Raw genomic sequence first — 25,608 nt, forward strand, 5'->3', positions numbered from 1 at the left:
GGGTTTTATTTAAAATACAAACCAAATAAAAGAAAAAACAGAATTATTTCTCTTCAAATTCTTTTTCTTCTTGATTTTCAGGTTCTTGTTTATTCCTATAATAAATGTCTTCGTGGTTGATAATGTAGCGTTGGTAGTAAGAAAGCATGAGCGTGGTAAGCGGAAGAGCTATGATTAGTCCAATAAAACCCATTAATGCTCCCCAAACAGAAAGAGATAATAAGATAAGGGCGGGGTTTAGTCCGGTAACTTTACCCATTATTTTAGGAACAATAAATCCGTCTTGAATAATCTGTACCACAATAAAGACAATTGCTGCCGAAAGAATAATGAGCCAAAAATTCTGCCCCGTATCGGCTGCTTTGAGAATAGCTAGCATAATAGTGGGCAGAAATCCCAGTGTTTGAAGATAGGGAACCAGGTTCAATGCTCCGATGAATAGCCCCAGTGCAATGGCCATAGGGAAATCGATAATTAAGAAGCCTATACAGAAGAGAATACCCACACAGAAAGCAACCAGTGCCTGTCCGCGAAAATATCGGTTCATTCCTGTTTCAATATCACTCGCGAGTTCTTGTACAAAGCCGCGATATTTCTCCGGGACAAGTTTTGGCCAGCCGTTGTTAAATGTTTCGTAGTCGAGCAGGATAAAAATGATATAAAGTAGAATGATAAAAATCGTAAAAATGCTAAACAGGAAACTAATGGATTCCGAAAGCAATAGCCATATCTTGGGAACTGCCGATTTGAGAATAGCAGTGATATTTTCATACTTGAGGGCCTCGTTTATGGCATTGAAATCAATGTTCTTGCGCAAGAATTCCGAAAGGCTTTCGGGAATTGCGCCATCGTTAGCACTATTAGTGGTAAAGTAGGCAACCAGCAAGTCTTTTACCTTACTGATTTCACCAACCATCGGCGGAATGATGATGTAAAAGATAGCAAACCCTATTCCGATAAGTAAAAATAGCGTGCAGAAGATAGCGACAGCACGATTCCGAATACGTAATTTGTTCTGAAAGAAGCGCACTATTGGATAAACAAGATACGCAATAAGCCATGCCAGAAAGAAGGGTAGTAGTACTCCACTTAAGTGATTAATCAATCCCAGTATGCAAATAGCGATAACCAAACCGATTATCGAACGGATGAAACTATCGAAGGTTATTTTCTTTTCAAGCATACAGGGTTGAAAGTTATAGTGTTATTTGTTTTCGGTTTGTTCCAATGCAATGGCTCTTTGGTAACAACATCTGCATAGTGGCTCATATTCTGCAGTTTCGCCAAGGAAAAACTGTTTGTCGTTTTTGACCGTACGGTGCGAGAAGTTGGCTAAGTCGCCACATTTCACACAAATAGCATGTACTTTGGATACTTGGTCGGCAATGGCGCAAAGTCCAGGCATTGGTCCGAAGGGTACGCCGCGGAAGTCCATGTCCAGTCCGGCAATAATTACACGAATACCATTATTGGCTAACTGATTACACACATCTACCAACCCGGCATCGAAGAATTGTGCTTCATCAATACCCACAACATCTACTTCGGAAGTGAAGAGCAAAATACTTGTGGACGAATCTACGGGAGTAGAGGCAATAACGTTTTTGTCGTGCGAAATCACATCTTCCTCCGAGTAGCGTGTGTCTACGGCAGGTTTAAATATCTCTACCCGTTGCTTGGCAAACTTGGCGCGTTTCAGGCGACGAATAAGCTCCTCCGTCTTACCCGAAAACATCGATCCACAAACCACTTCAATTCTTCCTCGTTTATTGGTTTCTTTATTGTAATCCTCGGAAAGCATCATGTTGTTCTTTTCATTTTTAGTAATTACAAATGTAGTGAAAATGTTTTTCTCTCCAAGTAGATTGTTTACAAAGGTGCAAGAACTGTTAAATAATAAGCAGCATTTAATAAACAACAATTATTTATTTCTATTTTTGCGTGGTTACATAACGAATACCATTATGTTGGATGTCTTAAAGGAGATAGAACTTGACTTTGAGGAGTTAAGAAGTTTGGCGGGTGTGCTAAGTCGTGAAGAAGACGGGGCGATACGCGCCATGGCAAAAAGACGCGTGAGTAGCATTGGGCAAAAACTGAGTACCATAGAACGTATACTTGATGAAGAACCCGAAGCTCGCATAACCGAAGAACCTGAGGTGTCCGAAATCTTTGAAGAAGTAGCTGTTCCGTTTACTCCCCTTTCTACAGAAATCGTAGCCGAGCAACTAAAACGAACTCCAAAACTTGTTGGCTCTCTTAGCTTGAATGATACATTTCGTTTCTCTCGCGAATTATTCGATGGAGATGTGGAGAGAATGAACTCGGTGCTGGGGAGGCTTGATGAGATGGACTCCTTTGATGAAGCCACATATTATCTTGATACGCAAATAACCCCGCAGGAAGATGATGAAGTCCTGACCGAATTTACTGATATCATCAAGAAATACTTTATATAATGCAATGAGCAAACTCTATGTAGTACCTACCCCGGTAGGCAATTTAGAAGATATGACTTTCCGCGCTATACGCATCCTGAAGGAGGTTGATTTCATTCTTGCCGAAGATACACGCACCTCGGGAATACTCTTGAAGCACTTCGAAATAAAAAAAACAATGCTATCTTATCATAAGTTCAATGAACATAAAACCGTTGAAAGTGTTGTTAATAGAGTGAGGGGGGGCGAAGTAGCTGCACTAATCTCCGACGCGGGTACTCCGGGAATCTCTGATCCCGGGTTCTTGATAGTGAGAGAGTGTGTGCGAAATAGCATCCCTGTAGAGTGCTTGCCCGGTGCAACGGCTTTTGTTCCGGCATTGGTTGCTTCGGGTTTACCCAACGACCGCTTTGCTTTTGAAGGGTTCTTGCCACAGAAAAAGGGGCGGATGACCAAACTGAAATTACTAATAGAAGAACCTCGCACCATGGTATTCTACGAATCTCCACACAGATTATTGAAAACCTTGACGCAGTTTGGAGAGTATTTCGGTATGGAGCGACAAGCAACCGTTTCGAGAGAAATTTCGAAACTACACGAAGAAACTGTCAGGGGAACACTGGCGGAGCTGATAGAACACTTTACCAAAACCGATCCGCGAGGCGAAATCGTGATTGTTGTGGCGGGAAATGAATAAAACAAAATAATATAAAATGTGAAAGTATGAAAAAACTAACTTTTTTACTCGTAGTATGTGTAGCCGTATCATTGGCTTCATGTGATGGAATTACCGGAAGTAGTAAAGTAAAAGCTGAGAGAGACTCATTAGCAACTGCGCTAACTCAACGCGATGCGGAACTTGACGAAATGATGAGTACTTACAATCAAATTCAGGAAGGATTCCGTAAAATTAATGTTGCCGAAAATCGTGTGGATTTGCAACGTGGTACTATTACCGAAAACTCTATTTCTGCCCGTCAACAAATTGCGGCCGACATTGAGTTTATCTCCAAGACAATGGAAGATAACAAAACGCAGATTGCGAAATTGCAAGCTCAACTAAAGAATAGCAATACTAACTCTGCTCAGTTGAAGAAGGCCATTGAATCGTTGCAAAAAGAACTCGAAGTGAAAACAAAACGTATTGAAGAGTTGCAAAACGAATTGGCTTCGAAGAATATCCGTATTCAGGAACTGGATGCAGCAGTAACTTCGCTTAGCGCTACAAAAGAGTCTCTGACTGCCGAAAATGAAGAAAAAGCGAGAGTCGTAGCCCAACAAGATAAAGCTATTAACGCAGCATGGTTTGTGTTTGGTACTAAATCAGAGCTCAAATCACAAAAAATTCTAGATGGTGGTGATGTGCTGAAAAGTGCTGATTTTAATAAGGATTACTTTACGCAAATTGATGTTCGCACCACGAAAGAAATTAAATTGTATTCTAAGCGTGCCGACTTGTTGACTACGCACCCAACTGGTTCGTATATCCTCGAGAAAGACGACAAAGAACAATTGACACTAAAAGTAACCAATCCAACAGATTTCTGGAGCATTTCCAGATACTTGGTTATTCAGGTAAGATAAAATAAAAGAGCAAAGCTCGTAAGGCGAGGAATCCTCGTACTTCTGTGGAAGTGCCGGGATTCTTCGCTTTTTTTGTATCTTCGCAGTCTTAAACTTCACACCTTATGAAATACAAGAATCTTTTTATAGATTTAGATGATACTCTGTGGGCATTCTCAGAGAACTCACGAGAAACATTTAAGGAAATGTACGATAAGCATCGGTTTGATCGTTATTTTGATTCGTTTGATAGCTATTTCGATATATATACCACCAGAAATGTAGAGCTGTGGGAACTATATACATACGATAAGATAACCCGCGAACAATTAAATAGCGAGCGCTTTGCCTATCCTCTTCGTTCGGTAGGTGTGGAAGATGCGCAGTTGTTGAAAGATTTTCGTGAGGATTACTTCGAAGCTCTCCCGCTGAAAAGTAAACTTATGCCTCATGCTAAAGAGGTGCTGGAATATCTTACTGGCAAGTATCATCTCTATATTATATCCAATGGATTCAGGGAATTGCAAAGGCGCAAGATGGAGTCGTCGGGCATTGATGGCTATTTTAAGAAAATTATTCTTTCAGAAGATATTGGTGTGATGAAACCCAATCCGCAGATATTTTATTATGCGTTATCTGCCACCCAATCTGAAATTCGAAATTCGTTGATGATTGGCGACAACTGGAACGCCGATATTACGGGAGCTCGAGAAGCGGGAATGGATCAGATGTTCTATAACGTGTATAAGAAAGACGATTTTCCCTTTTATCCTACCTACCTGATTGAAGATTTAAGGGAGATAACCGCAATACTATAAGAAACTGTTTAAGTTTTGCTCGTTCTTTTATTTTGTGCTATTTTTAGGCTGTTTGTTTTCTTCTTAAGGCGATAATAGCGGGCTATTTGAGCTGCAAAAAGAGAAGAAACAGACAAAAAGAGCGCTAAAGAAAAAACGAACCAGCGGTCGGCGAAGCCAAAGCATCCTATATTAATCATTTTGTGGAAAACTTAAACAGTTTCTTCTAATACAAACGCTACTTCTTTAAAGGCATAAGTGCGCTCTTTGCCCGTTTGGTCTATTAATACAAGGTTTCCGTTGGCTTGTACCTGTTTGATGCAGGCTTTGAAAGTTCCTGATGTATCTTTATAAAGATGAAGACCTTCTTTGCGGAATAAGGAGGCGTGGTACTTTTCACTGATAAGTTCGTTGTGCCCCTCCCTTAAATTATTGTAGTAACTATGTATCCTTTCAAGAATAGATTTTAACAGGGCTGTCGTTTCATGCTCTTTTCCTGTAATTTGTGCTAACGATACCGGATTGGGTGCGGCACTGTGAAATTCTTGCTGGTTAATGTTGATTCCAACCCCTGCAATACTTTTCTCCCAAACTTCGCCTTGTAGCTCATTCTCAATCAAGATACCACTTATTTTTTGTTCCTGCCAATAAATGTCATTCGGCCACTTTATAGAAAAGTCTTTGGCATACCTTTCTAACTCTTCTTTTATAGCTAGTGACACTATTTGAGAAAGTATGAATTGATCCTTTATGTTGATGAAACGCGGAAAGAACAGAGTGCTGAACAAGAGGTTTTTCCCAGCCTCCGACTCCCACGAATTACCTCGTTGTCCCTTACCAGCTTCCTGAAACCGGGCTGTTACGGTAGTAAACTCTGCAAGTGGTTGCTTGCTGCTCAGGTTGTTTAGATAGTTATTGGTCGAGTCGGTTACAGGCAGTGAAATAAGCAACTCGCTGTTGTCATCAAGGAAGCGATTCATACTCAGTGCGCAATTTCTTGGGGAATTTCTTTACTACTTCGTCGTAGGAGTGATCAATAAGGCGAAGAATCAATTTATCGTCAGCGTCGCGATTGAAAAACACTTGATTCCAGTAGGTCTTGTTGAAATGATAGGCTGGTTCCACGGCATTGAATGTTTCGCGTAGCTCTACCGCATATTCAGGATTGCACTTAAGAGCTATTTTGTCGGCAGTTTCCAACGACATGAGAATAAACATTTTCCCCATTACTTTTATCACGAGCGAATCTTCGTCAAAAGGGAACGATTCGGTAGTGCCTTTCTTGCTCAGGCAGTGTTCTCTAACGGTTTCTACATCCATAATCTTTTGTTGCTCTTTACCAAATTGGTGGGTGAAATGCTTCAATAATATGCTCTATTTGGAAATTTTTTTCACTACCAACTACTGTGATGATATCAAAACGCACCGGACTGTCTATCTGAAATAGCTTCAAATAAGTATCGGTAGCCAATACCGTACGTTTTATCTTCTGCATTGTAACCGCATCTTGTGGCTTTGCAAAGGAGGTGTTTTTCCTCGTTTTTACTTCTATAACAACCAGCTCATTCTCTTTTGCAGCAACGATATCCAACTCCAAATGTCCTCTTTGCCAGTTGCGGTGGCGGATGATGTAATCATTTTTGAGGAGATATGCTACCGCCGCATCTTCGCCTGCTTTTCCTAAATTGTTATGCTCCGCCATTGAAAACCTCTTTTAAGTGCCTTGATATGTTTACTTTAGTGCAAATTTACTCATTTAATCCTTTGATTTTACAGAAGTAAAAGTAATTTTGCAAGAAATATGAGCAAAGGAGGAAAAAAGAAAGAATATCGCCACCCGGCTGTTGCGTCAAAACGGCAGATTCGCATGACGTGTCTTGTCAGCGAGGAAGAACAACGAGCTATTGACCGTTACTTGGAGAAGTACAAGATAACGAATAAGTCGCGTTGGGTGCGCGAAACAATCCTGAAGTTCATTTTGAAAAATATGGAAGAAGACTATCCGACTCTCTTCGAAGAACACGATATGCGACGCTAACTACCTCTTATGCTGGACGATACCTACTACATGAAACAAGCGTTGGCAGAAGCCGATAAAGCCAAAGAACGCGGAGAAGTGCCTGTTGGCGTGGTTATTGTCGCCAAAGAGCGTATCATTGCTCGCGGACACAACCTCACCGAAACCCTCAATGATGTTACAGCCCATGCCGAGATGCAAGCCATTACTGCCGCAGCGAATGTGCTGGGTGGCAAATACTTGAGTGACTGTACCTTGTATGTTACTGTGGAGCCTTGCGTGATGTGTGCAGGAGCCATCGCGTGGTCACAACTGGGGAGATTGGTTTTTGGCGCGGCTGACGAGAAGCGCGGATATCAAAAATATGCTCCGAACGCTCTGCATCCCAAAACGGTGGTAGTAAGTGGTGTATTGGCCGAAGAGTGTGGACGCAAAATGAAAGACTTCTTTCAGGCGAAGCGTCAATAAAAGCGTACTACTATCTACAAAATGTATTTATCATTCACCCTTCACTTTTTGGGCTAAATAGTTGATTATTACTGTTTTGTGGTGATACCTATCGCTATTCACCTACTAAGCAAATTCTCACCATGTTGAGAACAAATACTTGCCTTGTTGAGAACGAATACTCACCATGTTGAGAATTTTTTCTCAACATGATAAAACCTTTTGAGAAAATAAGAAAAAACGTACTGGTGAAGGATGCTAACATTCACCCTTAAGATATTGATTCTCAATGAAATTATGCTTAAAGGTGAAGGGTGAAGGATACTCCTAAAAAAACACTGAGAAGAGATGAAGTTCTCAGTGATTTTTGATCAAGAACACAGTCAAAACGTACTCATTTGCCAGTGAGTTTTTAACTGAAATGAATGCCATAAGCATTCGGGGTAAATGCCATAAGCAGTTGGGGTGGATGCTATAAGCAAATGGGGTGAATGCTATAAGCAAATGGAGCGAATGCTATAAGTAGATGGTTGGAGAGCTATAGGGGTTTTGCTAAATATCTTTTATTCTCAGCTGTCATAAACTTGAAACTGTGAGCAGCACTCACGAGTTGATTTTTTTAGCTGAATTTTGTTCTTACAAGATATGGAATGCTACTTCACCTCTTCGAAATCAACGTATTCTCCCTCGTTTTTGTCGAATATTTTTTTTCCTTGACTGTTGTTACTTTGATTTTCTTGCGAAGTACGTTGATAATTTTGCGAGGTAGTGTTTGTGGTGGGGTTGCTTCTGTTTCCTCTTCTTCCGAAGATAGCTCTTAGTACAGAACTAATGAGCGTTACTCCAAAGAGGAATATGGCTAAGAGGAAAAAGAATATAATGGCGAGGAAAGACATGACCTTTTAATTTTATGTTCAACAGACTTCCAACAATAAGTGTGCCAAAAAATTAAGCACTCTTCTTGTAGGTAAATAGTGATAAAGCAATATACCAAGCAATGCAAGCAGCCAACCCGCTTACCTTAAATAGAATCAGTAATACAACACAAACTATTAAAAAGATAAATTGAATGTAGTTGCTTTTCAAGGAGAGGTTTTTGAACTTCAACGAAAACATGGGTATCTCTGAAGTCAACAGCAATGAGAATATAAGCACTAATACAAATAAATAGATTGCATTGAACTGTGGCGAAATTAAAAAACTATGTGCTCCTACTGCAAGCGAAGCCCAGAACAGGGCATTGGCAGGAGTTGGTAATCCTATGAAAGAGCTTGTTTGCCGTTCGTCTATATTGAACTTTGCTAACCGAAGTGCGGAGAATATAGCAATGATAAAAGCCAGGTAAGGGAAGTAATTGCTCACGCCTTCCATAAACGAAGGATAATGCACCTCTTTAAACAGCGAGAATACAATAACAGCAGGCGCAAATCCAAAACTAATATCGTCTGCCAGCGAATCAAGTTCTTTGCCAATGGGAGAGTAAGCATGCAATACGCGTGCAAACATTCCATCAAAGAAATCGAAGATAGCCGATAGTACGATAAGCCCAAGAGCTAAGGTGTAGTTGCTTTCAAAAGCCATAACACAAGCTATGCTCCCCGAAAAGAGGTTGAGGCAGGTAATTGTGTTGGGGATATGACGGGTAAATGCGTTTGCCATGATTTACTTTAATTTGGCAATAACTGTTTGATTTCCGGTGGTAAGCTGTCCCATTTTAACGCAAACTTCGGTACCAATAGGTAAGTAGACATCCACACGCGATCCGAATTTGATAAACCCTAAGTGTTCGTCGATATAACAATCTTCGCCAGGTATGGCGTATGTAACAATGCGTCTTGCCATTGCTCCTGCAATCTGCCGAGCCATAACTTCTACGCCTTCGGGGGTTTCTATAACAATCATGGAACGCTCGTTTTCAACACTGGCTTTAGGTAGCCATGCTTTCATGAACTTACCGTTCTGGTGTGCCACTTTCTTAACCACGCCATCTACCGGATACCAGTTGGCATGTACATTGAGTGGACTCATAAAGATGGAAATCATCAGTCGGCGGTCGTTGAAGTACTCATATTCTTCCACCTCTTCTATAACTACCACTTTACCATCGGCGGGTGCAATGACAATTTTCTCGGTGTCTTTACCGTATAAGCGTATAGGGCAACGGAAAAAATTGACAACCAGCATGTATACCACTAAGCTGGGAACAGCAACAATATAAAAGAGAATTTTGGAAGCGAGACCGCAGTAGAGAGCCCCATTTATAGCAACTAAGATAAGTGCCGAAAGGATAAGTATATTTGTTCCTTCGTGGTGTATTCTTATCTTTTTGAGTTTCCTAAGTTTTTTACCCATTGTATTAAACCGGTATTATTGTATTTGCAAAAATAGGTTATTTCTGACTATAAAGCAAGTGTTAATAGTCGAAATCGTTTTTGTTGATAACTTTTGGGGTATAATTTTTGTTGTACGTTCCATACATTGTACTTTTAGAGTCTCAAAAGAAAGGAATAAAAATATGCAGGATTTTGTCCATTTACATGTTCACTCACAATACTCTCTACTCGATGGTCAGGCAAGTATCAGCGCGCTGGTAGATAAAGCAATCCGCGATGAAATGAAGGGAATTGCTGTGACCGATCATGGAAATATGTTTGGTGTGAAGGAGTTTTTTAACTATGTGGCGAAGAAGAATAGCGTGTTGAAGAAGGAAGGAAAACCGTTGTTCAAACCAATCATTGGGTGCGAAATGTACGTGGCACGACGCACCATGGATAAAAAAGAAGGAAAGCCCGATCAAAGCGGTTATCACCTTGTGGTGCTGGCAAAGAATGAAAAGGGTTATCATAATTTAATAAAGCTGGTATCGAAAGCGTGGACAGATGGCTATTATATGCGTCCGCGAACTGATAGAAATGAACTGGAGAAGTATCACGAAGGGTTAATCGTTAGCTCGGCATGCTTGGGAGGCGAGGTTCCTAAACGAATAACCAATGGACAGCTCGAAGAAGCTGAAGAGGCAATTCAATGGTATAAAAATCTTTTTGGTGATGATTATTATTTGGAGTTACAACGCCATAAAGCAACAGTTCCTAATGCAAACCAAGAAGCGTATGCTTTGCAACAAGAAGTCAATAAGCACCTGTTGGAGCTTTCTAAGAAATACGATGTTAAACTCATCTGTACCAATGATGTACACTTTGTAAACGAAGAACATGCTGAAGCACACGACAGACTGATTTGTTTGAGTACCGGGAAAGACTTAGATGACCCTAATCGCATGTATTATACCAAACAGGAATGGATGAAAACCCGCGAGGAGATGAATCAACTTTTTGCGGATGTTCCCGAGGCGTTGGCTAATACAGTAGAAATCTGTGATAAGATAGAGTTTTATTCTATAGATAACCCTCCTATCATGCCTACTTTTGCTATCCCCGAAGAGTTTGGCACAGAAGCAGAATATCGTCAAAAATATACAGAAGAAGACCTCTTCAACGAGTTTACGCGCGATGAGAACGGGCAAGTCGTGTTGAGCGAACAGGCAGCGAATGATAAAATAAAAAGTCTGGGTGGCTATGATAAACTTTATCGTATTAAGCTGGAGGGAGATTATCTGGCGAAGCTTACCTTTGACAAAGCTAAAACCCGCTACGGCGATCCGTTGCGCGATGATGTGAAAGAACGGTTGGTATTCGAGCTTCATATCATGAAGACTATGGGATTCCCCGGTTACTTCCTTATTGTACAGGACTTTATTGAGGCTGCTCGCAAAATGGGGGTTTCAGTAGGGCCGGGACGTGGTTCCGCAGCCGGTTCTGCAGTAGCTTACTGCTTAGGTATAACGCTTATAGACCCCATCAAGTATGACTTGCTGTTTGAGCGTTTCCTTAATCCCGACCGTATTTCTCTTCCCGATATTGATATCGACTTTGATGATGACGGGCGCGGTGAGGTACTTCGCTGGGTAACGGAGAAGTATGGGTTCGAGAAGGTGGCGCATATTATTACATACGGTACTATGGCTACTAAATCGGCCATTAAGGATGTTGCCCGTGTGCAAAAACTCCCTTTGCCGGAGTCAGACAGGCTCACTAAGTTGGTGCCCGACCGTATCCCCGATAAAAAAATAAACCTGCAAAACTGTATAGACTATGTTCCCGAACTCCAAACAGCAGAGTATTCGCCCGACCCGTTAGTGCGAGATACGATTAAGTATGCTAAGATTCTGGAAGGGAACGTACGAAATACCGGTGTACATGCCTGTGGTATTATTATTTGTCGTGATGATATAACCGACTGGGTGCCTATCAGTACGGCAGATGATAAAGAAACAGGAGAGAAAATGCTCGTTACTCAGTTTGAAGGTTCGGTAATTGAGGAAACCGGATTAATTAAAATGGACTTCTTGGGGCTAAAAACACTTTCCATTATAAAAGAAGCCATAGAGAATGTGCGACTGAGTACAGGAGAAACGATAGATATAGAAAGTATTGATATAGAAGACCCTAAAACATATCAACTATACTGTGACGGTAAAACAGTCGGAACGTTTCAGTTTGAATCGCCCGGTATGCAGAAATACCTACGCGAACTTCAACCTAGTACATTCGAAGATTTGATTGCCATGAACGCGCTCTATCGCCCCGGACCGATGAGTTATATACCCGACTTTATTGACCGTAAACATGGACGTAAGCCGATAGAATATGACATACCTGTTATGGAACAATATCTGAGCGATACGTATGGTATTACGGTGTATCAAGAACAGGTCATGCTTCTTTCGCGCTTATTGGGTAACTTCACCCGTGGTGAGTCCGACGCACTCCGAAAAGCAATGGGTAAGAAAATGCGTGATAAGTTGGATCAAATGAAACCGAAATTTATTGAAGGTGGAAAGTCCAACGGTCATGACCCGGCGGTACTGGAGAAAATCTGGGGCGACTGGGAAAGTTTTGCTTCCTATGCGTTCAATAAATCTCACGCCACATGTTATTCATGGGTAGCTTATCAAACCGCTTACCTGAAAGCCAACTATCCGCCGGAATATATGGCTGCCGTTCTTAGCCGAAGTCTTTCCGACATCAAGGAAATCACCAAGTTTATGGACGAGTGTAAGGCAATGGGAATCCAAGTGTTAGGTCCTGATGTTAATGAAAGTAACCTGAAGTTCACAGCCAATAAAGAAGGTAATATTCGTTTTGGTTTGGGTGGCATCAAAGGAGTAGGCGAAGGTGCGGTGCAAAGTATCATTGAAGAACGCAAGGCAAATGGGCCGTTCAAAGGAATCTTCGATTTTATACAGCGTATCAATTTGAATACGTGCAACAAGAAAAGTATTGAGAATTTGGCATTAGCTGGTGGTTTCGATGGATTTCCCGAATTGAGAAGGGAACACTTCTTTGCCCCTAATGCAAAAGGTGAGATTTTCCTGGAAACATTGATTCGCTATGGGAATAAATATCAAACGGATAAATCCGAAGCTGCCAACTCGCTCTTTGGTGGTGAAAATGTAATAGATATAGCCACACCGGAAATTCCACCGGCGGAGCAGTGGAGCGATCTTGAAAGGTTAAATCGCGAAAAAGAGTTAGTTGGAATTTACCTGTCGGCGCATCCGCTCGATGAATATGCTATTGTGTTGAAGCATGTATGCAACACCCGGTTAATAGAGCTTAATGATAAAGAATCTTTGGCGAATAAAGAACTAACTATGGGTGGAATTGTTTTATCTGTAAGAGCTGGTATAGGTAAAAAGGGACATCCCTTTGGTATTGTTAAAATGGAAGACTATTCGGGAGCAACTGAAATTCCTTTCTTCGGACAAGATTGGGTAAACTTTCAGAATTATCTCTGCGAAGGTGCATTCTTGTTTATCAATGCTAAGTGTCAAGGTAGACAATGGAATCCGAATGAGTTAGAAATAAAGGTAATATCCATTGAATTGCTGCCCGATGTGAAAGATAAATTAATAAAGAAACTAACTATTGGGGTACCTTTGGAGTATTTAAACAAACAGTTGGTTAATGACCTTTCGACATTGGCGAGAAAATCGCCAGGGGATGCCGAACTTTGTTTTAGGGTAAAGTCGCCCGAAGACCATACAAATCTTGAGCTTGTAGCAAAAGCATTGAAAATCTCTATTAGCAAAGAGTTCGTTACTTTCTTGGATGAACACGAAGAATTGGAATATTATATAAATTAGTATCTTTGCCGATACGAACGTAAACCGATAATTATTAATCATTAAAATAAATAAGTTATGGCTTTAGAAATTACCGACAGCAACGTGAAGGAACTTCTAGCATCAGGCAAACCTGTAGTGATAGATTTTTGGGCGCCTTGGTGCGGACCCTGCAAAGTGGTAGGTCCTTATATTGAAGAACTGGCTACTGCTTATGAAGGGCAAGTAATCATTGGAAAATGCGATGTGGACGAAAACTCGGATATACCTGCTGAGTATGGTATTCGCAACATTCCTACCATTTTGTATTTTAAAAATGGAGAAATGGTAGATAAAACAGTTGGTGCTGTAAGCAAATCGACTATTGAAGATAAAATCAAAGCATTACTATAAGTACTTTTTATTCATATAAAAAAGAAAGCTATGGGATTGGAAGATGATTTTTTGTTAGATGATCTCGATGACGAAAAGACCATTGAGTTTATTAAAAACTATTTGCCTCAGGAATTGAAGGAGAAGTTCAGCGATGACGAGCTCTATTATTTCCTCGATTTAATTGATGAGTATTACATTGAGAGTGGTGTTTTAGAAGCCGAGCCCGACGAAGAGGGTTTTGTTAATGTAGACTTGGATAAGGTAGTTGAGTATATCGTTGACGAAGCTAAGAAAAATGAAATGGGCGAGTATAACGCTGAAGATATTTTCTTAGTAGTACAAGGCGAAATGGAGTATGGCGAGTCATTAGGACAAGTGGAATAGCTGGATTGCCAGCCTATAAATAGTAAACAAGAGGGGGTTATTGAAATGTTTTTTTTCAATAACCCCCAGTTGTTTTATATAAGCTGCAACGCGAAGTATTGGTAATCTCTTACCAGCGTTTGCAGAAATTGTTCTTGGTTTATGGGTGTCGTTTGAATGGCTAGTAGCTTGTGAACCTTGCCCGCCAGTTGCTGGATGTGTAGCTCGCGCTCTTTTCCGTGTGCTTGCAGTGTCTTTGTAATAACGTTAATCTGCTCCAAAGACAACTCTGCTGCCTGCGGAAATACCGGTTTGTAGTTGTCGGACAGGAAGTTGAACTCATCCAGGCTTACATGAATCTTCTTGTAATTTCTTTCTTTAATAACCATAGTGCCGGCGGCAAGATCTCCTAAGCGCTGGTGGTTTTTGGTTATCAAAACCACAATCACTCCTAATCCACTGGTCAGCGGCACATCAACCAGATAAAGCAACCACCGCAATAGATACGCGCTAAGGGTAGGGATAGATCCGTCTACTTTTACCACACGTATGTTGAACAACCGTTTACCTATGCTTTGTCCATTGTTGAATACTTCGCACAAGAGGGAGTAAAAAAGTATGGGCATGTAAATTAGTATAAAGGTTAGAATTACATTGGTGTTGGCATACGAACCAATGTATAATTTATCCAACACAAAAAAGGTGGCGATAACATACAGAAACAAAATGATATAATCTACTATCCGCGCAAAAATACGCTCACCGATACTTGCCGGTACCTGATTGATGCGTACATATTGCCCTGTGATAATCGTTGAATCTGCCATAAATAGGAAAACATTCTGTGGTTTAATTGCAAATATATTATTAAAATCTTACTTTTGCTTCTGAGTAAGTTAAAAAGATTCACCAAATCCACAGGCTTGTGAAAGAAGTTACCTTCATTAGAAAGAATATTGACAAGTGGAAAAAGATGGAAGAGATTGTGGAACAAGCCCAACAGCTTAGTCCCGATTTATTGGCAGATACTTACGTGGAGTTGACTTCCGATCTTGCTTTCGCACAAACCTATTATCCTCATTCGCGCATTACAATTTACCTCAACAACCTTTCTTCTGCCCTGCATAACCTGTTGTACAAGAATAAAAAAGAGAAATGGTCGCGTGTTATTACTTACTGGACGCACGAGGTGCCATTGGTTATGTATCATGCACGTAAGCTTTTGCTCTACTCGGGTATTATTTTTCTTGTGAGTGTATTGGTAGGTGTCATTTCGGCATTGCAGGATTTGGACTTTCCCCGTCTTATCATGGGCGATGCCTATGTAGAAATGACATTGCGCAACATAGAAGCCGGCGAACCGATGGCGGTGTATGGTTCCATGAATAGTCTCTATATGTTTTTGGCTATAACCATGAACAATATAATGGTCTCTTTCAATGTGTTTGCGATGGGGCTGTTGACTAGTTTTGGAACAGGTTATATGCTTTTTAGAAATGGGGTGATGATTGGAGCGTTTCAAACATTCTTTTTCCAGCAAGGGTTGTTGGGCGAATCTATGCTAGCCATTTGGCTGCATGGCACGCTGGAAATATGGTCTATTGTCGTAGCCGGTGCTGCCGGATTGGCAATTGGCAATGGCTGGCTCTTTCCGGGCACACACTCACGGCTGACCTCTTTTGCCCGTGGAGCTAAACAAGGGGTAAAGATTATTATTGGCGCTGTACCCATCTTTATTGTGGCGGGCTTTATCGAAGCCTTTTTTACACGCCACACGCACTATCCCCCAGTGGTTCGATTAGGCATTATCCTTCTTTCTCTTGCATTTATTATTTACTATTATTTTTATTTACCTAATAAGCGATATTATGAACGTACAAACTCCTAAGATTACTTTTTATGCCAAGCGTGCTTTTGGCGAGAAAATGACGGCGACTTTCGATTTTATTAAAGAGAATTGGAAACCAATGCTCAAGTACATCACGTATTTAATGCTTCCTATTGCTTTACTGATGGGGTTGACGATGAATAAAATGTTGAACTGGCTTCATATGGTAGACTTGGCTAGTACCGAAGTTACCAACATGGACGGGTTTCTTCCTTCCTCTTTCTTTCTGGGAGTGATACCCACCACCTTGCTTTCGCTTATTGCCGCGATTCTTCTTGCCGGGTTAATCTTTTCCTTTGTACAGCTCTACAATACACGCGAAGATAGGCTGAATAATATAACCTTCGCGGAGATTAAACCTCTGCTCTTTAAGAATTCCGGACGTGCAGCGTTGGGAATGTTGTTCTTATTTGCTGTTATATTCCTTGTTGCGATAATAATTGGGTTGTTAGCGGGACTTATGCCGTTTTTAGTATTTATTCTTGTACCGTTGTTGTTTGTTATAGTGATACCGCTTTCTTTGTTTCTGCCTGTTTATCTATTCGAAGAGATATCTGCTGTTGCTGCTTTAAAGAAAAGCTTTCGCTTAGGATTTGCTACTTGGGGAGGCACTTTCCTTATTTTGCTGGTTATGGGTATTATTGCAAACATTCTGCAAGGTGTCTTTTCGCTTCCATGGGGAATTATGTTTGCAGTTAAATCGATTTTGGTAGCGAGTGATGTAAATGCCGTTTCCGATACATCTGTTGTGTACACCTTCTTGTTGTATATTGTAGGGGTGCTTGCTGTATTTGGTAATTTCCTTTCCATGGTTTTCACCCAACTGGGTATGTGTTACCAATATGCACATGCTTCCGAAGTAATAGACAGTATTACAATAGAGAGTGATATCGACAAATTCGAACAGCTGTAACGCTTTCGTATGATTCAGCAGGGCGATACATTAATTTATAATAAGGAGCAACTGGCACGGTGGCAAACCGATCCGTTGTATGATTATAACCGGGAACTTGTTCGCCCTGAAGTAGATATCTATGAACTGCTAACCCGATGGTTCTGGGAACTGCTGTACAAGTTCTTTGGCAGTAGCTTTGCCGATAAGTATAGTGAACCGATACTGATAGGGGTGTTTATCGTGGTGGTACTTCTTGTGGTTTGGTTTATTTACCGCAAACGCCCTGAACTATTTATGCGAACATCCTCCCAAAAACCATTGGCATATACCATCCATGAAGACTCTATTTACCGGGTGGATTTTGCCGAAGATATAGAAAAGGCCCTGGCAAGTGGTGATTACAAAGAAGCCGTTCGCTTGCTTTATCTGCAAACACTCAAGGCGTTGGACGATAAGCAAATCATAGACTGGCAACTACATAAAACCCCAACCGAATATGTGTACGAAGTAAAGCAAGGTAAGGGACGCACCGTATTTCAAACAATGACGAGGCTTTTCTTACAGGTTCGATTTGGTAATTTCGATGCAGATGAGCCGCTCTTTGAACGTATGCGGTTGTTGCAACTCGATATAGAAAAGGAGGTAGCAGGATGAAAGGTAGCCATATATACATTGTCTGCATACTGACATTCTTCGTTATTATGTTTGTAGTGGAATATAATACGCCCAAAAAGTTCGTTTGGCGCGCTACCTTCAGCCAGTATGATAAGCAGCCGTTGGGCAGTGCCATCTTCGATGATGTGGCAAGGGCTTCGTTGCCGAATGGATACGAAGTCTCCAAGCGAACTATTTATCAGATAGCAAAAGATAGTCTGGAGAAGAAGAACTACCTGATTGTTACCGATAGACTAACGTTATCTAATGAGGATGTAAATACCTTGTTGGAGCTGGCGGCAGAAGGGCAGAGCTTTATGTTGGTGGCTTCTTCCTTTCCTCAGAGCATGAAAGATACAATGGACTTTTATGTGGATTGGGGAACCGGGAATCATAGCTTAACCTCTTTGAAGCGCTACGCTATGCAGGATGCTTCGCGCGATACACTGTATTGGTATGCCGATTCGCTTTATGAAGGGCGTTCTTTTACTGCTTTCCCGCACCTGACACCCAATTATTTTGCTATTGGCGACACCTCCAGGCTCGACCCGCTTGTCATCAAGTTCCATTATAATAAAGAAAAGGAAGAAGAGGAAGACGACGAACTCGAAGAAGATTCAACCTACACCTATTGGATTCCCTTTACTGCCGCAACTTATCCTGTAGGTAAAGGAGAAGTATGTCTTGTTTCTACTCCGTTACTCTTTACCAACTATGGTATGCTTGATGGTGATAATGCCGATTACCTCTTTCGCTTGCTTTCTCGTTTAGCCGATTTGCCGGTTGAGCGCACCGAGGCTTACTTTGATAATCCTTACGAAGATCAATCTCCGTTTCGCTATTTCCTTTCGCAACGACCGCTTCGCTGGGGATTGTATGGAGCATTATTGCTTGTCCTTCTCTTTATGATATTCACTGCGCGGCGCAAACAACGTGTTATTCCTATAATGAGTAAGCCGGGCAATCCTTCGGTAGCCTTTACCGAATTAATAGCATCTCTTTATTACCAACGCAAAGACCATGTGGGGCTGTTGCGCAAGAAGTACCTCTACTTTGCCGAAACATTAAGGCGCGCGGTACAAATAGATATTGATGATGGCAGTGACGCGCGGACGTTAGCACACAAACTCGCGCAAAAAACAGGTATGGAAGCTTTGCGATTGGAACGGACGCTGATTGCCATTCAGTCTGTTTTGCAAGAGAATCGTTCTATTACCGAAGAGCAACTCAAGAAATATATAGATAAAATAAACGAAATAATCAATCGAATATAACGCATTACCTTATGGAAGAAATGAACGAACGCACAGACCTGTCGGCTTTTGCCGAAAAAATAGCGCAACTGAAGGAGCAGATAGCAACCATCATTGTGGGGCAAGACCGTGCGGTGGAGTTAGTACTTACTGCTATTCTTGCCAACGGGCATGTATTAATAGAAGGTGTACCCGGTGTGGCTAAGACATTGCTCGCCAAACTGCTTGCCCGCCTTATCAGCGCCGATTTCGGCAGAGTGCAGTTTACGCCCGACCTCATGCCGAGCGACCTCTTGGGGACAACCGTTTTCAATATGAAGGAGAGTAGCTTCGAGTTCCATCGAGGACCCGTATTTGCCGATATCCTTTTGGTGGACGAAATAAACCGTGCTCCCGCCAAAACCCAATCGGCGCTTTTTGAAGTTATGGAAGAGCGACAGGTAACCCTCGACGGACACACCTATAAGATGGGCGACCTTTATACTATTCTTGCCACTCAAAATCCGGTAGAACAAGAAGGAACCTACAAACTCCCCGAAGCGCAGTTGGATAGATTCCTATTGAAGATAACCATGGACTACCCTACGGTAGACGAGGAAATAAGCATCCTCGAACGCCATCACACCAACGCTGCTTTTGTAAAGTTGGAGGATATCAACCCCATCATTACGCGCGACGAATTGTTAGAACTGCGCAAACTCACCAACAGCGTTTTTGTGGAGCCTACACTATTGCGTTACATTGCCCTTATAGTGGAGCAAACCCGCACCAGTAAAGCGGTATTCTTAGGAGCTTCGCCTCGTGCTTCGGTGGCAATCTTGCAGGCATCCAAAGCTTTTGCTTTGTTGCAGGGGCGCGATTTTACAACCCCCGAGGATATCAAGTTTGTGGCGCCTTACGTATTACAACACCGTCTTATCCTCACTGCCGAAGCAGAGATGGAAGGACTGTCGCCCGCTAAGGTAACTACCCGATTGATGGATAAAGTAGAAGTGCCGAAATAATGTTTTTGCCTCGTAGGTTCTATATTGCCTCTTCTTTACTGGTATTGCTCTTGGCAGGCGGATACTGGTGGACTTCCCTGTTTCTTATGGGGCAGGTGTTGTTGGTAGTGTTCTTATTGCTCATTGCTTTCGAAGCCTTTATCCTCTTTCGTTCCAAACGCATGGTGGCTTCCCGTCGGTGCGGCAAACGCTTCTCCAATGGTGACGATAATCGGGTGCAACTGCGCATAGAGAGTACTTATTCGTTCCCTGTGTGGCTTACGGTTATTGATGAAATACCGCCCATTTTTCAGAAGCGCGACATTGATTTTAAGCTTTCCTTGCGCCCGGGTGAGGGCAAAACCATTGAATACAACTTGCGACCCACACAGCGTGGTGAGTATGACTTTGGACGGATTCGTGTGTTTGTTACTTCTGCCATAGGATTATTGCAGCGTCGCTATACCCTTGGCGAGCCCGAAGTAGTGAAGGTATATCCTTCTTACCTTATGTTGCACCGGTATGAATTAATGGCGATGAGCAACAACCTTGTTGAACTGGGCATCAAGAAAGTACGCCGCATTGGTCATCACACCGAGTTTGAGCATATCAAAGAGTATGTGAAGGGCGATGATTATCGCACTATCAACTGGAAAGCCAGCGCCCGTAGACACGACCTCATGGTCAATGTGTATCAGGACGAGCGCTCGCAGCAGATATATAGTGTGATAGATAAAGGGCGTGTCATGCAGCGTGCCTTCGAAGGAGTTACCCTGCTCGACTATGCCATCAATGCCTCACTGGTGCTCTCTTACGTTGCTATTCGCAAAGATGACAAGGCAGGGCTGGTTACCTTCAATGATCATTTCGATAAGTTCATTCCCGCTTCCAAGCAAGCCGGGCAAATGCAACTGTTGCTCGAGGGGCTCTATCATCAGCAAACGGCTTTCAAGGAAACCGACTACTCTGCTCTGTGCATATACCTGAGTAAATACATCAACAAACGCAGCCTTCTTATTCTTTATACCGATTTCGACAGCATCGGCAGCCTTAACCGTCAGCTCCCGTACCTGCTGCAACTCTCTAAAATGCACCGTTTGCTTGTTGTTTTCTTCGAAGATACAGAGCTTCATAAACTCTCCAAGCATACTCCACACAATACCCAAGCCTACTACGAACAGGTTATTGCCGAGAAATTCATCTTCGAGAAACGACTCATCGTAACCACACTAAAGCAACACGGCATATATTCCATACTTACCACACCCGCCAATTTGAGCGTTGATGTGATAAATAAGTATTTGGAGATGAAGAGTAGGCAGTTGTTGTAAATGGGGAGCAGTTAAGTCTTTTGACTTTTATGGTGTCATCTTTTTATATCGTTTGACAATCGGAAGTGTGAACTCAATAGCTCCAGATAATAATTTTGTTTCTAATTTATTTCCATAGAATCTGTATTCATAAGTATTTATAGATTCATCGTTAAGTATTGAATAGAAACAAAGAAAGTCTGAGTTAATTGTGTAAGAAAATCGTTCAGTTGAGGTTTCCTCACTTGAATATATTTCAATACCCTCTCCATTTGATGAGAACTCAAGAATCACACCATTTCCTACTGCTCTTAAGTTACCTTCATCGGGACCTTCTTCTACTAATTGCCACTTACCAATGATCTTGTTTTCGTAGTCAACGTTGTCATTGTTGTCATCGCACGCCACAACACCTAACAACAGTATGGGGAGCAATACTAATAATTTAAGCCTTTTATTTTTCATGACTTTTTATGTTTTAGTTAATACTAAGAATGTGTTTCAATGTGTAACAACTGTATAGCTATTTTAAAAACCCTACAACTTGAACTTGTTTAACTATATGTTATTAATATAGATAATCATGCACAATAATTATCGAGTGTTTCGAAAGAAAAGCAACTATTCTTGGGGCTATTAAAAATGTTTTATGTATTCCTTCTACATTTTGGCTGGATTTTGTGTTTACCAACTCTTCGATGGTATTAAATTCATCTCCCGTTTTGTAAAGTGCATTATCAGTTGCAAAATAAACATGGTTGTTACAAACTATTGATGATAGAACCGGGTTGGTGCTTGAGGAGTTAAGCAACATCCATGTGCTCCCTCCGTCTGTGGTTCGATACACATTATTCTCGGAAGTGAAAAGATAAACTGTCCATTCGTCACGAACACAGAAGGAGGTTATTTCTTCTTCGGGGGTGGTTACTAATTGATACCAGTTTTCACCGTTGTTTTCTGTTTTAGCGAGGTGTTTCTTGTTGCTCCCTAAAGCATAACCAACAGGAGAAAAATCAGCAAATAGAATGTTGTTAAAACCACCAAAGGAGTCGTTGCAATAAACTTTGTCTATGCTGAATCTATAGTACAATGGTAAAGCTAATCGAGTAGAATTATTAGAGCGCCAATCATGAACTACAATACGATCTAAATTGCCAACCTCATCAACTAAAAAACCAAATTTATCATCTTTGAAAATAACGTTATTGTAGGAAAAACCTCCACTTGCTTCAAAAGTCCATTGTTTTCCTGCATCATCAGAATAGAAAAGGGGAGATAAATTGGGTTTGTCTTTCAACTTCACTATTGCACACAGCTTATCTGTGCTATATGCAGCAATATCTAATATAGATAAGCCAGTCTTATCTCCACTGTTAAATGATTGCTTTTTCCAAGATACTCCTCCTTTAGTAGTTTTAGCTATAACCGGTTCCTGAGTTTCCGGATCAAATCCGGAAATATAACCTACGTTTTTGTTAGCAAAAGTAATGCCTGTTGTAACTGCAGTGTCGAATACACGAACAACTTCTACTGCACCAAATTTTTCAGTAGGATAATTCTCATCATTGTCATCGCACGCCACAACACCCAATAACAGTATGGGGAGCAATACTAATAATTTAAGCCTTTTATTTTTCATGACTTTTTATGTTTTTAATTACTACTAAGAATATTATATATATTCATAGTGCGTTTTTTTGAAAAGTATATATTTATCGTTATCGTAAAAGAGTTGTAAACTAGTTCCCGAACAAATATAAGTAGTGGCATTTATTAGACATTGTGAATACAAATATCCATTGCCAAGTTCTCCTGCTGTTGTTTGAAGGGTAATTTCAAATTTAATTGTGTTATGCTCTTGAACTGTACAGGTTCCTGTTATTGAATTAAGAGTTGTGGTAGTATAGAATATTCCCTCTTTTTTCAAGTTTAGCACATAACAATTCTCACAATCGGTCGGTTCTACAGTTGTTATAATCGTGCTTCCAACTTCTCCTAAACCTACAATTTTCCATGACCCGATAAGCTCCTCGGATATTATTGGACCATCATTGCTATCCGAACAGTTACTCAATGATAGGATTGTGAATAATCCAATAAAACATAAAAACAGGTGTTTTGTATCTGTTCTCATAATTCATCCTTTTTTAATTATAAATGTGATTCTTTCTTTTCCTTGCAGTTTCTCAACAAGAATACCATAACCAAAGACATCCGGACGAGTGGCAAGTCCACTTATTACTAACAGATAAACATAACTGTTGCTGGACTTTTTTAGAAAAGAATGTTTCATATAGCTTACCTCATTGCTATATGTTCCATAACCCAAGAGCAATGTGTGGCTTTCAAAATCAATTTGTTGTAACTCTTCAAACCTAGCCAATTCTTCTTTTGAGTACACTGCTTCCAATTCTTTCTGAGATTGAATGACAAGTGATTCTCGTGAACTGTTTGGAAGTAGTTTTGGCAATTCTTTCACGATAACTGCATCAGGGTAATCCATGTTACCGTCATTGTCATCGCACGCCGCTATGCCCAATATCAATATGGGCAGCAATATTAATAATTTGAGCTTTTTAATTTTCATGCTTTTTTATGTTTTTGTTAATACAAAAAGTTCTGCTCAGAGTTTTTAGCAGTACTCTTTATAAGTGTTATTCTTTAAGTATTGTGTTTAATTTTTTGTTTGCAACCTTTGGATAAATCCCCCAATAATACATATTGCTTACTGCTGGGTAATTATTTTCATTCGAATCAACTGTTAATTCTAATACGATTATATTTGTTTCGATAATTCTCTGTTCGCTAACAAAGCACGATGTGTTAGGTACTTTCTTTTGTCCTACAATTAAAGAATATTGCGAAAAATCAATATTCGGAAGATTATTACAATCACAAATGCTTTGCAACTCTGCAAAACTATTTATTAAGTAGGATAATTCATCGTTGTTTCCCAGAAAGAAACAATCTGACTTGGTTGCTGTCTGAACCGGTAAATGCTCTTCAAAGAAATGAAGAATCTCTTGTTCTGGTGTGATAGGGTAAATGATCTTTTCATCATTACTCTCATCGCACGCCACAACACCCAATACCAGTATGGGTAGCAGCATTAATAATCTAAGTCTTTTATTTTTCATGATTTTTATGTTTTAGTTAACACTAAGAATGTGTTGGATTATTTTATTCGTTTATAGATAAAAGAAGAAAATTGCGGAGTCACATAGAGCCATCCCAAGTGTAATTTATCATCATAAAATTCATACGAATAGCTAAAGGCAATTATTTCCTCGCCATTCTCAACATAATAATGGTGTAGAATTTTCTTTTCGGAATCAATTTTATACATGTAAGGTTGTATTTCGTATTCTTTTGATTCATAATAATACCTACAAATGGTACCATCAGGGAGATACTCCTCATGGTATTTAGGTATAACTTCTATATCTCCTCTTTTAATCATTTCCCACTTCCCCAAGATAGTCTTTTGTGGGTCCTTCTCGTCATTGTCATCGCACGCCGCTATGCCCAATACCAGTATGGGTAGCAGCATTAATAATTTAAGTCTTCTAATTTTCATAACTTTTTATGTTCTAGTTAATACTAATAATGTGTTTCAATGTGTAACTTCTTCAGTTTGAACGTTTATAAACATAGACTAAGTTACTTAGGTTATATTCCGGTCCTCGTACCTCAAATATTTTGAGTAGTTCATTGTTAATTAAACACTTACAGTAGTAACTGTTATTAAAGACAAGCAAACTGAAATCAATACTATATTGTCCTTGCAGATAGGTGTCTTCTTTGGCATTATAAAATAAAAAAGTTGCATCAGAAATAAATTCAATGTAACTACCATTGGGGGTAATGGTTTCCATGTCGTTTATACTTCCTTGTTCTACCAGATGCCATTTCCCGAGAATTGTATTTTTGTAATCGTCTTTTTTATTGTCATCGCACGCCACAACACCCAATACCAATATGGGGAGTAGCATTAAAGATTTGATTCTTTTTAGCTTCATGGTTATTTAATTCGTGTGTATATTTTAACATAAGGATATCCCATGTACATTGGAACTTGTCCATATATAAGCTTTGTTCTCAGTTTGTTATTAAAAAAATGATAGCTATGGATTCCAATAGGGTTTTCATCATTACCCCAATAGTGATAAAGATGTTTTGAATCAATAGTGTAATTATAGCCTTCTTTTGCTACATCTTCATCCGCAACATCTCTCTTAAATGTCCCGTTAGAGAAATATTCAAGGATTACTTTATTCTTTACTGCTTTTAAGTTACCTTCATCGGGACCTTCTTCCACCAGTTGCCACTTACCAATAATCTTGTTTTCGTAGTCAATACTGCCATTGCTGTCATCGCACGCCACAACACCCAATACCAACAGGGGGAGCAGCATTAATAATTTAATTCTTTTTAGCTTCAT

At 40.5% G+C, this 25,608-nt stretch carries 32 protein-coding genes; 15 read left to right on the plus strand and 17 right to left on the minus strand.

Features of this window, described 5'->3' with window-relative positions:
- Positions 1-43: 43 nt before the first annotated feature.
- Both D0T50_RS05075 and D0T50_RS05080 read right to left on the minus strand, forming a co-directional pair.
- Positions 44-1,183 carry an AI-2E family transporter gene (locus tag D0T50_RS05075; RefSeq protein WP_163222424.1) on the minus strand — a complete coding sequence of 380 codons (1,140 nt, stop codon included), beginning with the start codon at positions 1,181-1,183 and terminating at the stop codon, positions 44-46.
- A 21-nt stretch (positions 1,184-1,204) separates the two neighbouring features.
- Entirely contained in the window at positions 1,205-1,804 is a 600-nt protein-coding gene (locus tag D0T50_RS05080; RefSeq protein WP_163222425.1) for a thymidine kinase, read from the minus strand.
- 160 nt (positions 1,805-1,964) lie between these two features.
- Between D0T50_RS05080 and D0T50_RS05085 the strand changes: the two genes are divergently transcribed.
- From D0T50_RS05085 to D0T50_RS05100, 4 genes are all read left to right on the plus strand, one after another.
- Complete coding sequence (locus D0T50_RS05085; protein ID WP_163222426.1) at positions 1,965-2,459, plus strand: hypothetical protein; 495 nt, start codon at positions 1,965-1,967, stop codon at positions 2,457-2,459.
- A 4-nt stretch (positions 2,460-2,463) separates the two neighbouring features.
- Positions 2,464-3,135, plus strand: coding sequence for a 16S rRNA (cytidine(1402)-2'-O)-methyltransferase (gene rsmI, locus D0T50_RS05090; protein WP_163222427.1), 672 nt, complete (start codon positions 2,464-2,466; stop codon positions 3,133-3,135).
- Between the two features lie 26 nt (positions 3,136-3,161).
- Positions 3,162-4,022, plus strand: a complete 861-nt coding sequence (locus tag D0T50_RS05095; protein WP_163222428.1) for a hypothetical protein — start codon at positions 3,162-3,164, stop codon at positions 4,020-4,022.
- Positions 4,023-4,126: 104 nt separating this feature from the next.
- Positions 4,127-4,819 carry a YjjG family noncanonical pyrimidine nucleotidase gene (locus D0T50_RS05100; protein ID WP_163222429.1) on the plus strand — a complete coding sequence of 231 codons (693 nt, stop codon included), beginning with the start codon at positions 4,127-4,129 and terminating at the stop codon, positions 4,817-4,819.
- A gap of 191 nt (positions 4,820-5,010) precedes the next feature.
- Here D0T50_RS05100 and D0T50_RS05105 read toward each other — a convergent pair whose 3' ends face one another.
- The 3 genes from D0T50_RS05105 to D0T50_RS05115 are packed head-to-tail and all read right to left on the minus strand — an operon-like array spanning position 5,011 to position 6,500.
- A complete protein-coding gene (locus D0T50_RS05105; protein ID WP_163222430.1) occupies positions 5,011-5,778 on the minus strand; it encodes a biotin--[acetyl-CoA-carboxylase] ligase in 768 nt (255 codons plus the stop codon).
- The gene (locus tag D0T50_RS05110; RefSeq protein ID WP_163222431.1) at positions 5,762-6,118 is read right to left on the minus strand and encodes an MmcQ/YjbR family DNA-binding protein; all 357 of its coding nucleotides are present in this window, start codon (positions 6,116-6,118) and stop codon (positions 5,762-5,764) included. The genes D0T50_RS05105 and D0T50_RS05110 overlap by 17 nt, the downstream gene beginning before the upstream one ends.
- Before the next feature lie 16 nt (positions 6,119-6,134).
- Positions 6,135-6,500 (minus strand): YraN family protein, encoded by a 366-nt coding sequence (locus D0T50_RS05115; RefSeq protein WP_163222432.1) that lies wholly within the window; start codon positions 6,498-6,500, stop codon positions 6,135-6,137.
- A 99-nt stretch (positions 6,501-6,599) separates the two neighbouring features.
- On the opposite strand from D0T50_RS05115, the gene D0T50_RS05120 reads away from it, so the two are divergent.
- Together D0T50_RS05120 and D0T50_RS05125 are read left to right on the plus strand one after the other, a co-directional pair.
- On the plus strand, positions 6,600-6,836 hold the full coding sequence (locus D0T50_RS05120; RefSeq protein WP_163222433.1) for a hypothetical protein: 237 nt from the start codon (positions 6,600-6,602) through the stop codon (positions 6,834-6,836).
- A 9-nt stretch (positions 6,837-6,845) separates the two neighbouring features.
- Positions 6,846-7,283, plus strand: a complete 438-nt coding sequence (locus D0T50_RS05125) for a nucleoside deaminase (RefSeq protein WP_163222434.1) — start codon at positions 6,846-6,848, stop codon at positions 7,281-7,283.
- 632 nt (positions 7,284-7,915) lie between these two features.
- On the opposite strand, the gene D0T50_RS05130 is transcribed toward D0T50_RS05125, so the two are convergent.
- From D0T50_RS05130 to D0T50_RS05140, 3 genes are read right to left on the minus strand one after another with little or no spacing between them, the layout of a single operon-like run.
- Positions 7,916-8,158, minus strand: a complete 243-nt coding sequence (locus D0T50_RS05130; RefSeq protein WP_163222435.1) for a DUF4834 family protein — start codon at positions 8,156-8,158, stop codon at positions 7,916-7,918.
- 52 nt (positions 8,159-8,210) lie between these two features.
- A complete protein-coding gene (gene pssA / locus D0T50_RS05135) occupies positions 8,211-8,921 on the minus strand; it encodes a CDP-diacylglycerol--serine O-phosphatidyltransferase (protein WP_163222436.1) in 711 nt (236 codons plus the stop codon).
- Positions 8,922-8,924: 3 nt separating this feature from the next.
- On the minus strand, positions 8,925-9,614 hold the full coding sequence (locus D0T50_RS05140) for a phosphatidylserine decarboxylase family protein (RefSeq protein ID WP_163222437.1): 690 nt from the start codon (positions 9,612-9,614) through the stop codon (positions 8,925-8,927).
- A gap of 163 nt (positions 9,615-9,777) precedes the next feature.
- Here D0T50_RS05140 and dnaE point away from each other — a divergent pair, with 163 nt between their 5' ends.
- Genes dnaE through D0T50_RS05155 form a run of 3 tightly spaced genes read left to right on the plus strand, consistent with a single transcriptional unit; the run spans position 9,778 to position 14,205 of the window.
- Positions 9,778-13,467, plus strand: a complete 3,690-nt coding sequence (gene dnaE / locus D0T50_RS05145; protein ID WP_163222438.1) for a DNA polymerase III subunit alpha — start codon at positions 9,778-9,780, stop codon at positions 13,465-13,467.
- Positions 13,468-13,524: 57 nt separating this feature from the next.
- Positions 13,525-13,839, plus strand: a complete 315-nt coding sequence (trxA, locus tag D0T50_RS05150; RefSeq protein WP_163222439.1) for a thioredoxin — start codon at positions 13,525-13,527, stop codon at positions 13,837-13,839.
- Positions 13,840-13,869: 30 nt separating this feature from the next.
- The gene (locus D0T50_RS05155; RefSeq protein ID WP_163222440.1) at positions 13,870-14,205 is read left to right on the plus strand and encodes a hypothetical protein; all 336 of its coding nucleotides are present in this window, start codon (positions 13,870-13,872) and stop codon (positions 14,203-14,205) included.
- A 74-nt stretch (positions 14,206-14,279) separates the two neighbouring features.
- Here D0T50_RS05155 and D0T50_RS05160 read toward each other — a convergent pair whose 3' ends face one another.
- On the minus strand, positions 14,280-15,011 hold the full coding sequence (locus D0T50_RS05160; RefSeq protein WP_163222441.1) for an RDD family protein: 732 nt from the start codon (positions 15,009-15,011) through the stop codon (positions 14,280-14,282).
- A gap of 98 nt (positions 15,012-15,109) precedes the next feature.
- On the opposite strand from D0T50_RS05160, the gene D0T50_RS05165 reads away from it, so the two are divergent.
- The 6 genes from D0T50_RS05165 to D0T50_RS05190 are packed head-to-tail and all read left to right on the plus strand — an operon-like array spanning position 15,110 to position 21,188.
- Entirely contained in the window at positions 15,110-16,072 is a 963-nt protein-coding gene (locus tag D0T50_RS05165; protein WP_163222442.1) for a stage II sporulation protein M, read from the plus strand.
- Positions 16,053-16,985: a hypothetical protein gene (locus D0T50_RS05170; RefSeq protein ID WP_163222443.1), complete on the plus strand. Its 933-nt coding sequence runs from the start codon at positions 16,053-16,055 to the stop codon at positions 16,983-16,985. Before D0T50_RS05165 ends, D0T50_RS05170 begins: the two co-directional genes overlap by 20 nt.
- A gap of 9 nt (positions 16,986-16,994) precedes the next feature.
- Entirely contained in the window at positions 16,995-17,621 is a 627-nt protein-coding gene (locus D0T50_RS05175; protein WP_163222444.1) for a DUF4129 domain-containing protein, read from the plus strand.
- Positions 17,618-18,895 carry a DUF4350 domain-containing protein gene (locus D0T50_RS05180; protein WP_163222445.1) on the plus strand — a complete coding sequence of 426 codons (1,278 nt, stop codon included), beginning with the start codon at positions 17,618-17,620 and terminating at the stop codon, positions 18,893-18,895. The genes D0T50_RS05175 and D0T50_RS05180 overlap by 4 nt, the downstream gene beginning before the upstream one ends.
- Positions 18,896-18,906: 11 nt before the next feature.
- Positions 18,907-19,878, plus strand: a complete 972-nt coding sequence (locus D0T50_RS05185; RefSeq protein WP_163222446.1) for a MoxR family ATPase — start codon at positions 18,907-18,909, stop codon at positions 19,876-19,878.
- A complete protein-coding gene (locus D0T50_RS05190; RefSeq protein ID WP_163222447.1) occupies positions 19,878-21,188 on the plus strand; it encodes a DUF58 domain-containing protein in 1,311 nt (436 codons plus the stop codon). Before D0T50_RS05185 ends, D0T50_RS05190 begins: the two co-directional genes overlap by 1 nt.
- Positions 21,189-21,215: 27 nt before the next feature.
- On the opposite strand, the gene D0T50_RS05195 is transcribed toward D0T50_RS05190, so the two are convergent.
- The 8 genes from D0T50_RS05195 to D0T50_RS05230 form a co-directional block, all read right to left on the minus strand.
- Positions 21,216-21,632 (minus strand): hypothetical protein, encoded by a 417-nt coding sequence (locus tag D0T50_RS05195; RefSeq protein ID WP_163222448.1) that lies wholly within the window; start codon positions 21,630-21,632, stop codon positions 21,216-21,218.
- A 103-nt stretch (positions 21,633-21,735) separates the two neighbouring features.
- Positions 21,736-22,806, minus strand: a complete 1,071-nt coding sequence (locus D0T50_RS05200; protein ID WP_163222449.1) for a hypothetical protein — start codon at positions 22,804-22,806, stop codon at positions 21,736-21,738.
- Between the two features lie 33 nt (positions 22,807-22,839).
- Positions 22,840-23,301 (minus strand): hypothetical protein, encoded by a 462-nt coding sequence (locus D0T50_RS05205; protein ID WP_163222450.1) that lies wholly within the window; start codon positions 23,299-23,301, stop codon positions 22,840-22,842.
- Between the two features lie 3 nt (positions 23,302-23,304).
- The gene (locus D0T50_RS05210; protein ID WP_163222451.1) at positions 23,305-23,754 is read right to left on the minus strand and encodes a hypothetical protein; all 450 of its coding nucleotides are present in this window, start codon (positions 23,752-23,754) and stop codon (positions 23,305-23,307) included.
- A 67-nt stretch (positions 23,755-23,821) separates the two neighbouring features.
- Positions 23,822-24,304 (minus strand): hypothetical protein, encoded by a 483-nt coding sequence (locus D0T50_RS05215; RefSeq protein ID WP_163222452.1) that lies wholly within the window; start codon positions 24,302-24,304, stop codon positions 23,822-23,824.
- Positions 24,305-24,342: 38 nt separating this feature from the next.
- On the minus strand, positions 24,343-24,744 hold the full coding sequence (locus D0T50_RS05220) for a hypothetical protein (protein WP_163222453.1): 402 nt from the start codon (positions 24,742-24,744) through the stop codon (positions 24,343-24,345).
- Between the two features lie 52 nt (positions 24,745-24,796).
- A complete protein-coding gene (locus D0T50_RS05225) occupies positions 24,797-25,186 on the minus strand; it encodes a hypothetical protein (RefSeq protein WP_163222454.1) in 390 nt (129 codons plus the stop codon).
- A 2-nt stretch (positions 25,187-25,188) separates the two neighbouring features.
- Positions 25,189-25,608, minus strand: coding sequence for a hypothetical protein (locus tag D0T50_RS05230; protein WP_163222455.1), 420 nt, complete (start codon positions 25,606-25,608; stop codon positions 25,189-25,191).

It is taken from the genome of Bacteroides sp. 214, assembly GCF_010501015.1.
Lineage (GTDB): Bacteria > Bacteroidota > Bacteroidia > Bacteroidales > Bacteroidaceae > Bacteroides.

Coding starts and splice junctions, on each gene's coding strand:
- D0T50_RS05075 (WP_163222424.1), bottom strand. CDS start 1,183: ATGCTTGAAAAGAAAATAACCTTCGATAGTTTCATCCGTTCGATAATC.
- D0T50_RS05080 (WP_163222425.1), bottom strand. CDS start 1,804: ATGATGCTTTCCGAGGATTACAATAAAGAAACCAATAAACGAGGAAGA.
- D0T50_RS05085 (WP_163222426.1), top strand. CDS start 1,965: ATGTTGGATGTCTTAAAGGAGATAGAACTTGACTTTGAGGAGTTAAGA.
- rsmI (WP_163222427.1), top strand. CDS start 2,464: ATGAGCAAACTCTATGTAGTACCTACCCCGGTAGGCAATTTAGAAGAT.
- D0T50_RS05095 (WP_163222428.1), top strand. CDS start 3,162: ATGAAAAAACTAACTTTTTTACTCGTAGTATGTGTAGCCGTATCATTG.
- D0T50_RS05100 (WP_163222429.1), top strand. CDS start 4,127: ATGAAATACAAGAATCTTTTTATAGATTTAGATGATACTCTGTGGGCA.
- D0T50_RS05105 (WP_163222430.1), bottom strand. CDS start 5,778: ATGAATCGCTTCCTTGATGACAACAGCGAGTTGCTTATTTCACTGCCT.
- D0T50_RS05110 (WP_163222431.1), bottom strand. CDS start 6,118: ATGGATGTAGAAACCGTTAGAGAACACTGCCTGAGCAAGAAAGGCACT.
- D0T50_RS05115 (WP_163222432.1), bottom strand. CDS start 6,500: ATGGCGGAGCATAACAATTTAGGAAAAGCAGGCGAAGATGCGGCGGTA.
- D0T50_RS05120 (WP_163222433.1), top strand. CDS start 6,600: ATGAGCAAAGGAGGAAAAAAGAAAGAATATCGCCACCCGGCTGTTGCG.
- D0T50_RS05125 (WP_163222434.1), top strand. CDS start 6,846: ATGCTGGACGATACCTACTACATGAAACAAGCGTTGGCAGAAGCCGAT.
- D0T50_RS05130 (WP_163222435.1), bottom strand. CDS start 8,158: ATGTCTTTCCTCGCCATTATATTCTTTTTCCTCTTAGCCATATTCCTC.
- pssA (WP_163222436.1), bottom strand. CDS start 8,921: ATGGCAAACGCATTTACCCGTCATATCCCCAACACAATTACCTGCCTC.
- D0T50_RS05140 (WP_163222437.1), bottom strand. CDS start 9,614: ATGGGTAAAAAACTTAGGAAACTCAAAAAGATAAGAATACACCACGAA.
- dnaE (WP_163222438.1), top strand. CDS start 9,778: ATGCAGGATTTTGTCCATTTACATGTTCACTCACAATACTCTCTACTC.
- trxA (WP_163222439.1), top strand. CDS start 13,525: ATGGCTTTAGAAATTACCGACAGCAACGTGAAGGAACTTCTAGCATCA.
- D0T50_RS05155 (WP_163222440.1), top strand. CDS start 13,870: ATGGGATTGGAAGATGATTTTTTGTTAGATGATCTCGATGACGAAAAG.
- D0T50_RS05160 (WP_163222441.1), bottom strand. CDS start 15,011: ATGGCAGATTCAACGATTATCACAGGGCAATATGTACGCATCAATCAG.
- D0T50_RS05170 (WP_163222443.1), top strand. CDS start 16,053: ATGAACGTACAAACTCCTAAGATTACTTTTTATGCCAAGCGTGCTTTT.
- D0T50_RS05175 (WP_163222444.1), top strand. CDS start 16,995: ATGATTCAGCAGGGCGATACATTAATTTATAATAAGGAGCAACTGGCA.
- D0T50_RS05180 (WP_163222445.1), top strand. CDS start 17,618: ATGAAAGGTAGCCATATATACATTGTCTGCATACTGACATTCTTCGTT.
- D0T50_RS05185 (WP_163222446.1), top strand. CDS start 18,907: ATGGAAGAAATGAACGAACGCACAGACCTGTCGGCTTTTGCCGAAAAA.
- D0T50_RS05190 (WP_163222447.1), top strand. CDS start 19,878: ATGTTTTTGCCTCGTAGGTTCTATATTGCCTCTTCTTTACTGGTATTG.
- D0T50_RS05195 (WP_163222448.1), bottom strand. CDS start 21,632: ATGAAAAATAAAAGGCTTAAATTATTAGTATTGCTCCCCATACTGTTG.
- D0T50_RS05200 (WP_163222449.1), bottom strand. CDS start 22,806: ATGAAAAATAAAAGGCTTAAATTATTAGTATTGCTCCCCATACTGTTA.
- D0T50_RS05205 (WP_163222450.1), bottom strand. CDS start 23,301: ATGAGAACAGATACAAAACACCTGTTTTTATGTTTTATTGGATTATTC.
- D0T50_RS05210 (WP_163222451.1), bottom strand. CDS start 23,754: ATGAAAATTAAAAAGCTCAAATTATTAATATTGCTGCCCATATTGATA.
- D0T50_RS05215 (WP_163222452.1), bottom strand. CDS start 24,304: ATGAAAAATAAAAGACTTAGATTATTAATGCTGCTACCCATACTGGTA.
- D0T50_RS05220 (WP_163222453.1), bottom strand. CDS start 24,744: ATGAAAATTAGAAGACTTAAATTATTAATGCTGCTACCCATACTGGTA.
- D0T50_RS05225 (WP_163222454.1), bottom strand. CDS start 25,186: ATGAAGCTAAAAAGAATCAAATCTTTAATGCTACTCCCCATATTGGTA.
- D0T50_RS05230 (WP_163222455.1), bottom strand. CDS start 25,608: ATGAAGCTAAAAAGAATTAAATTATTAATGCTGCTCCCCCTGTTGGTA.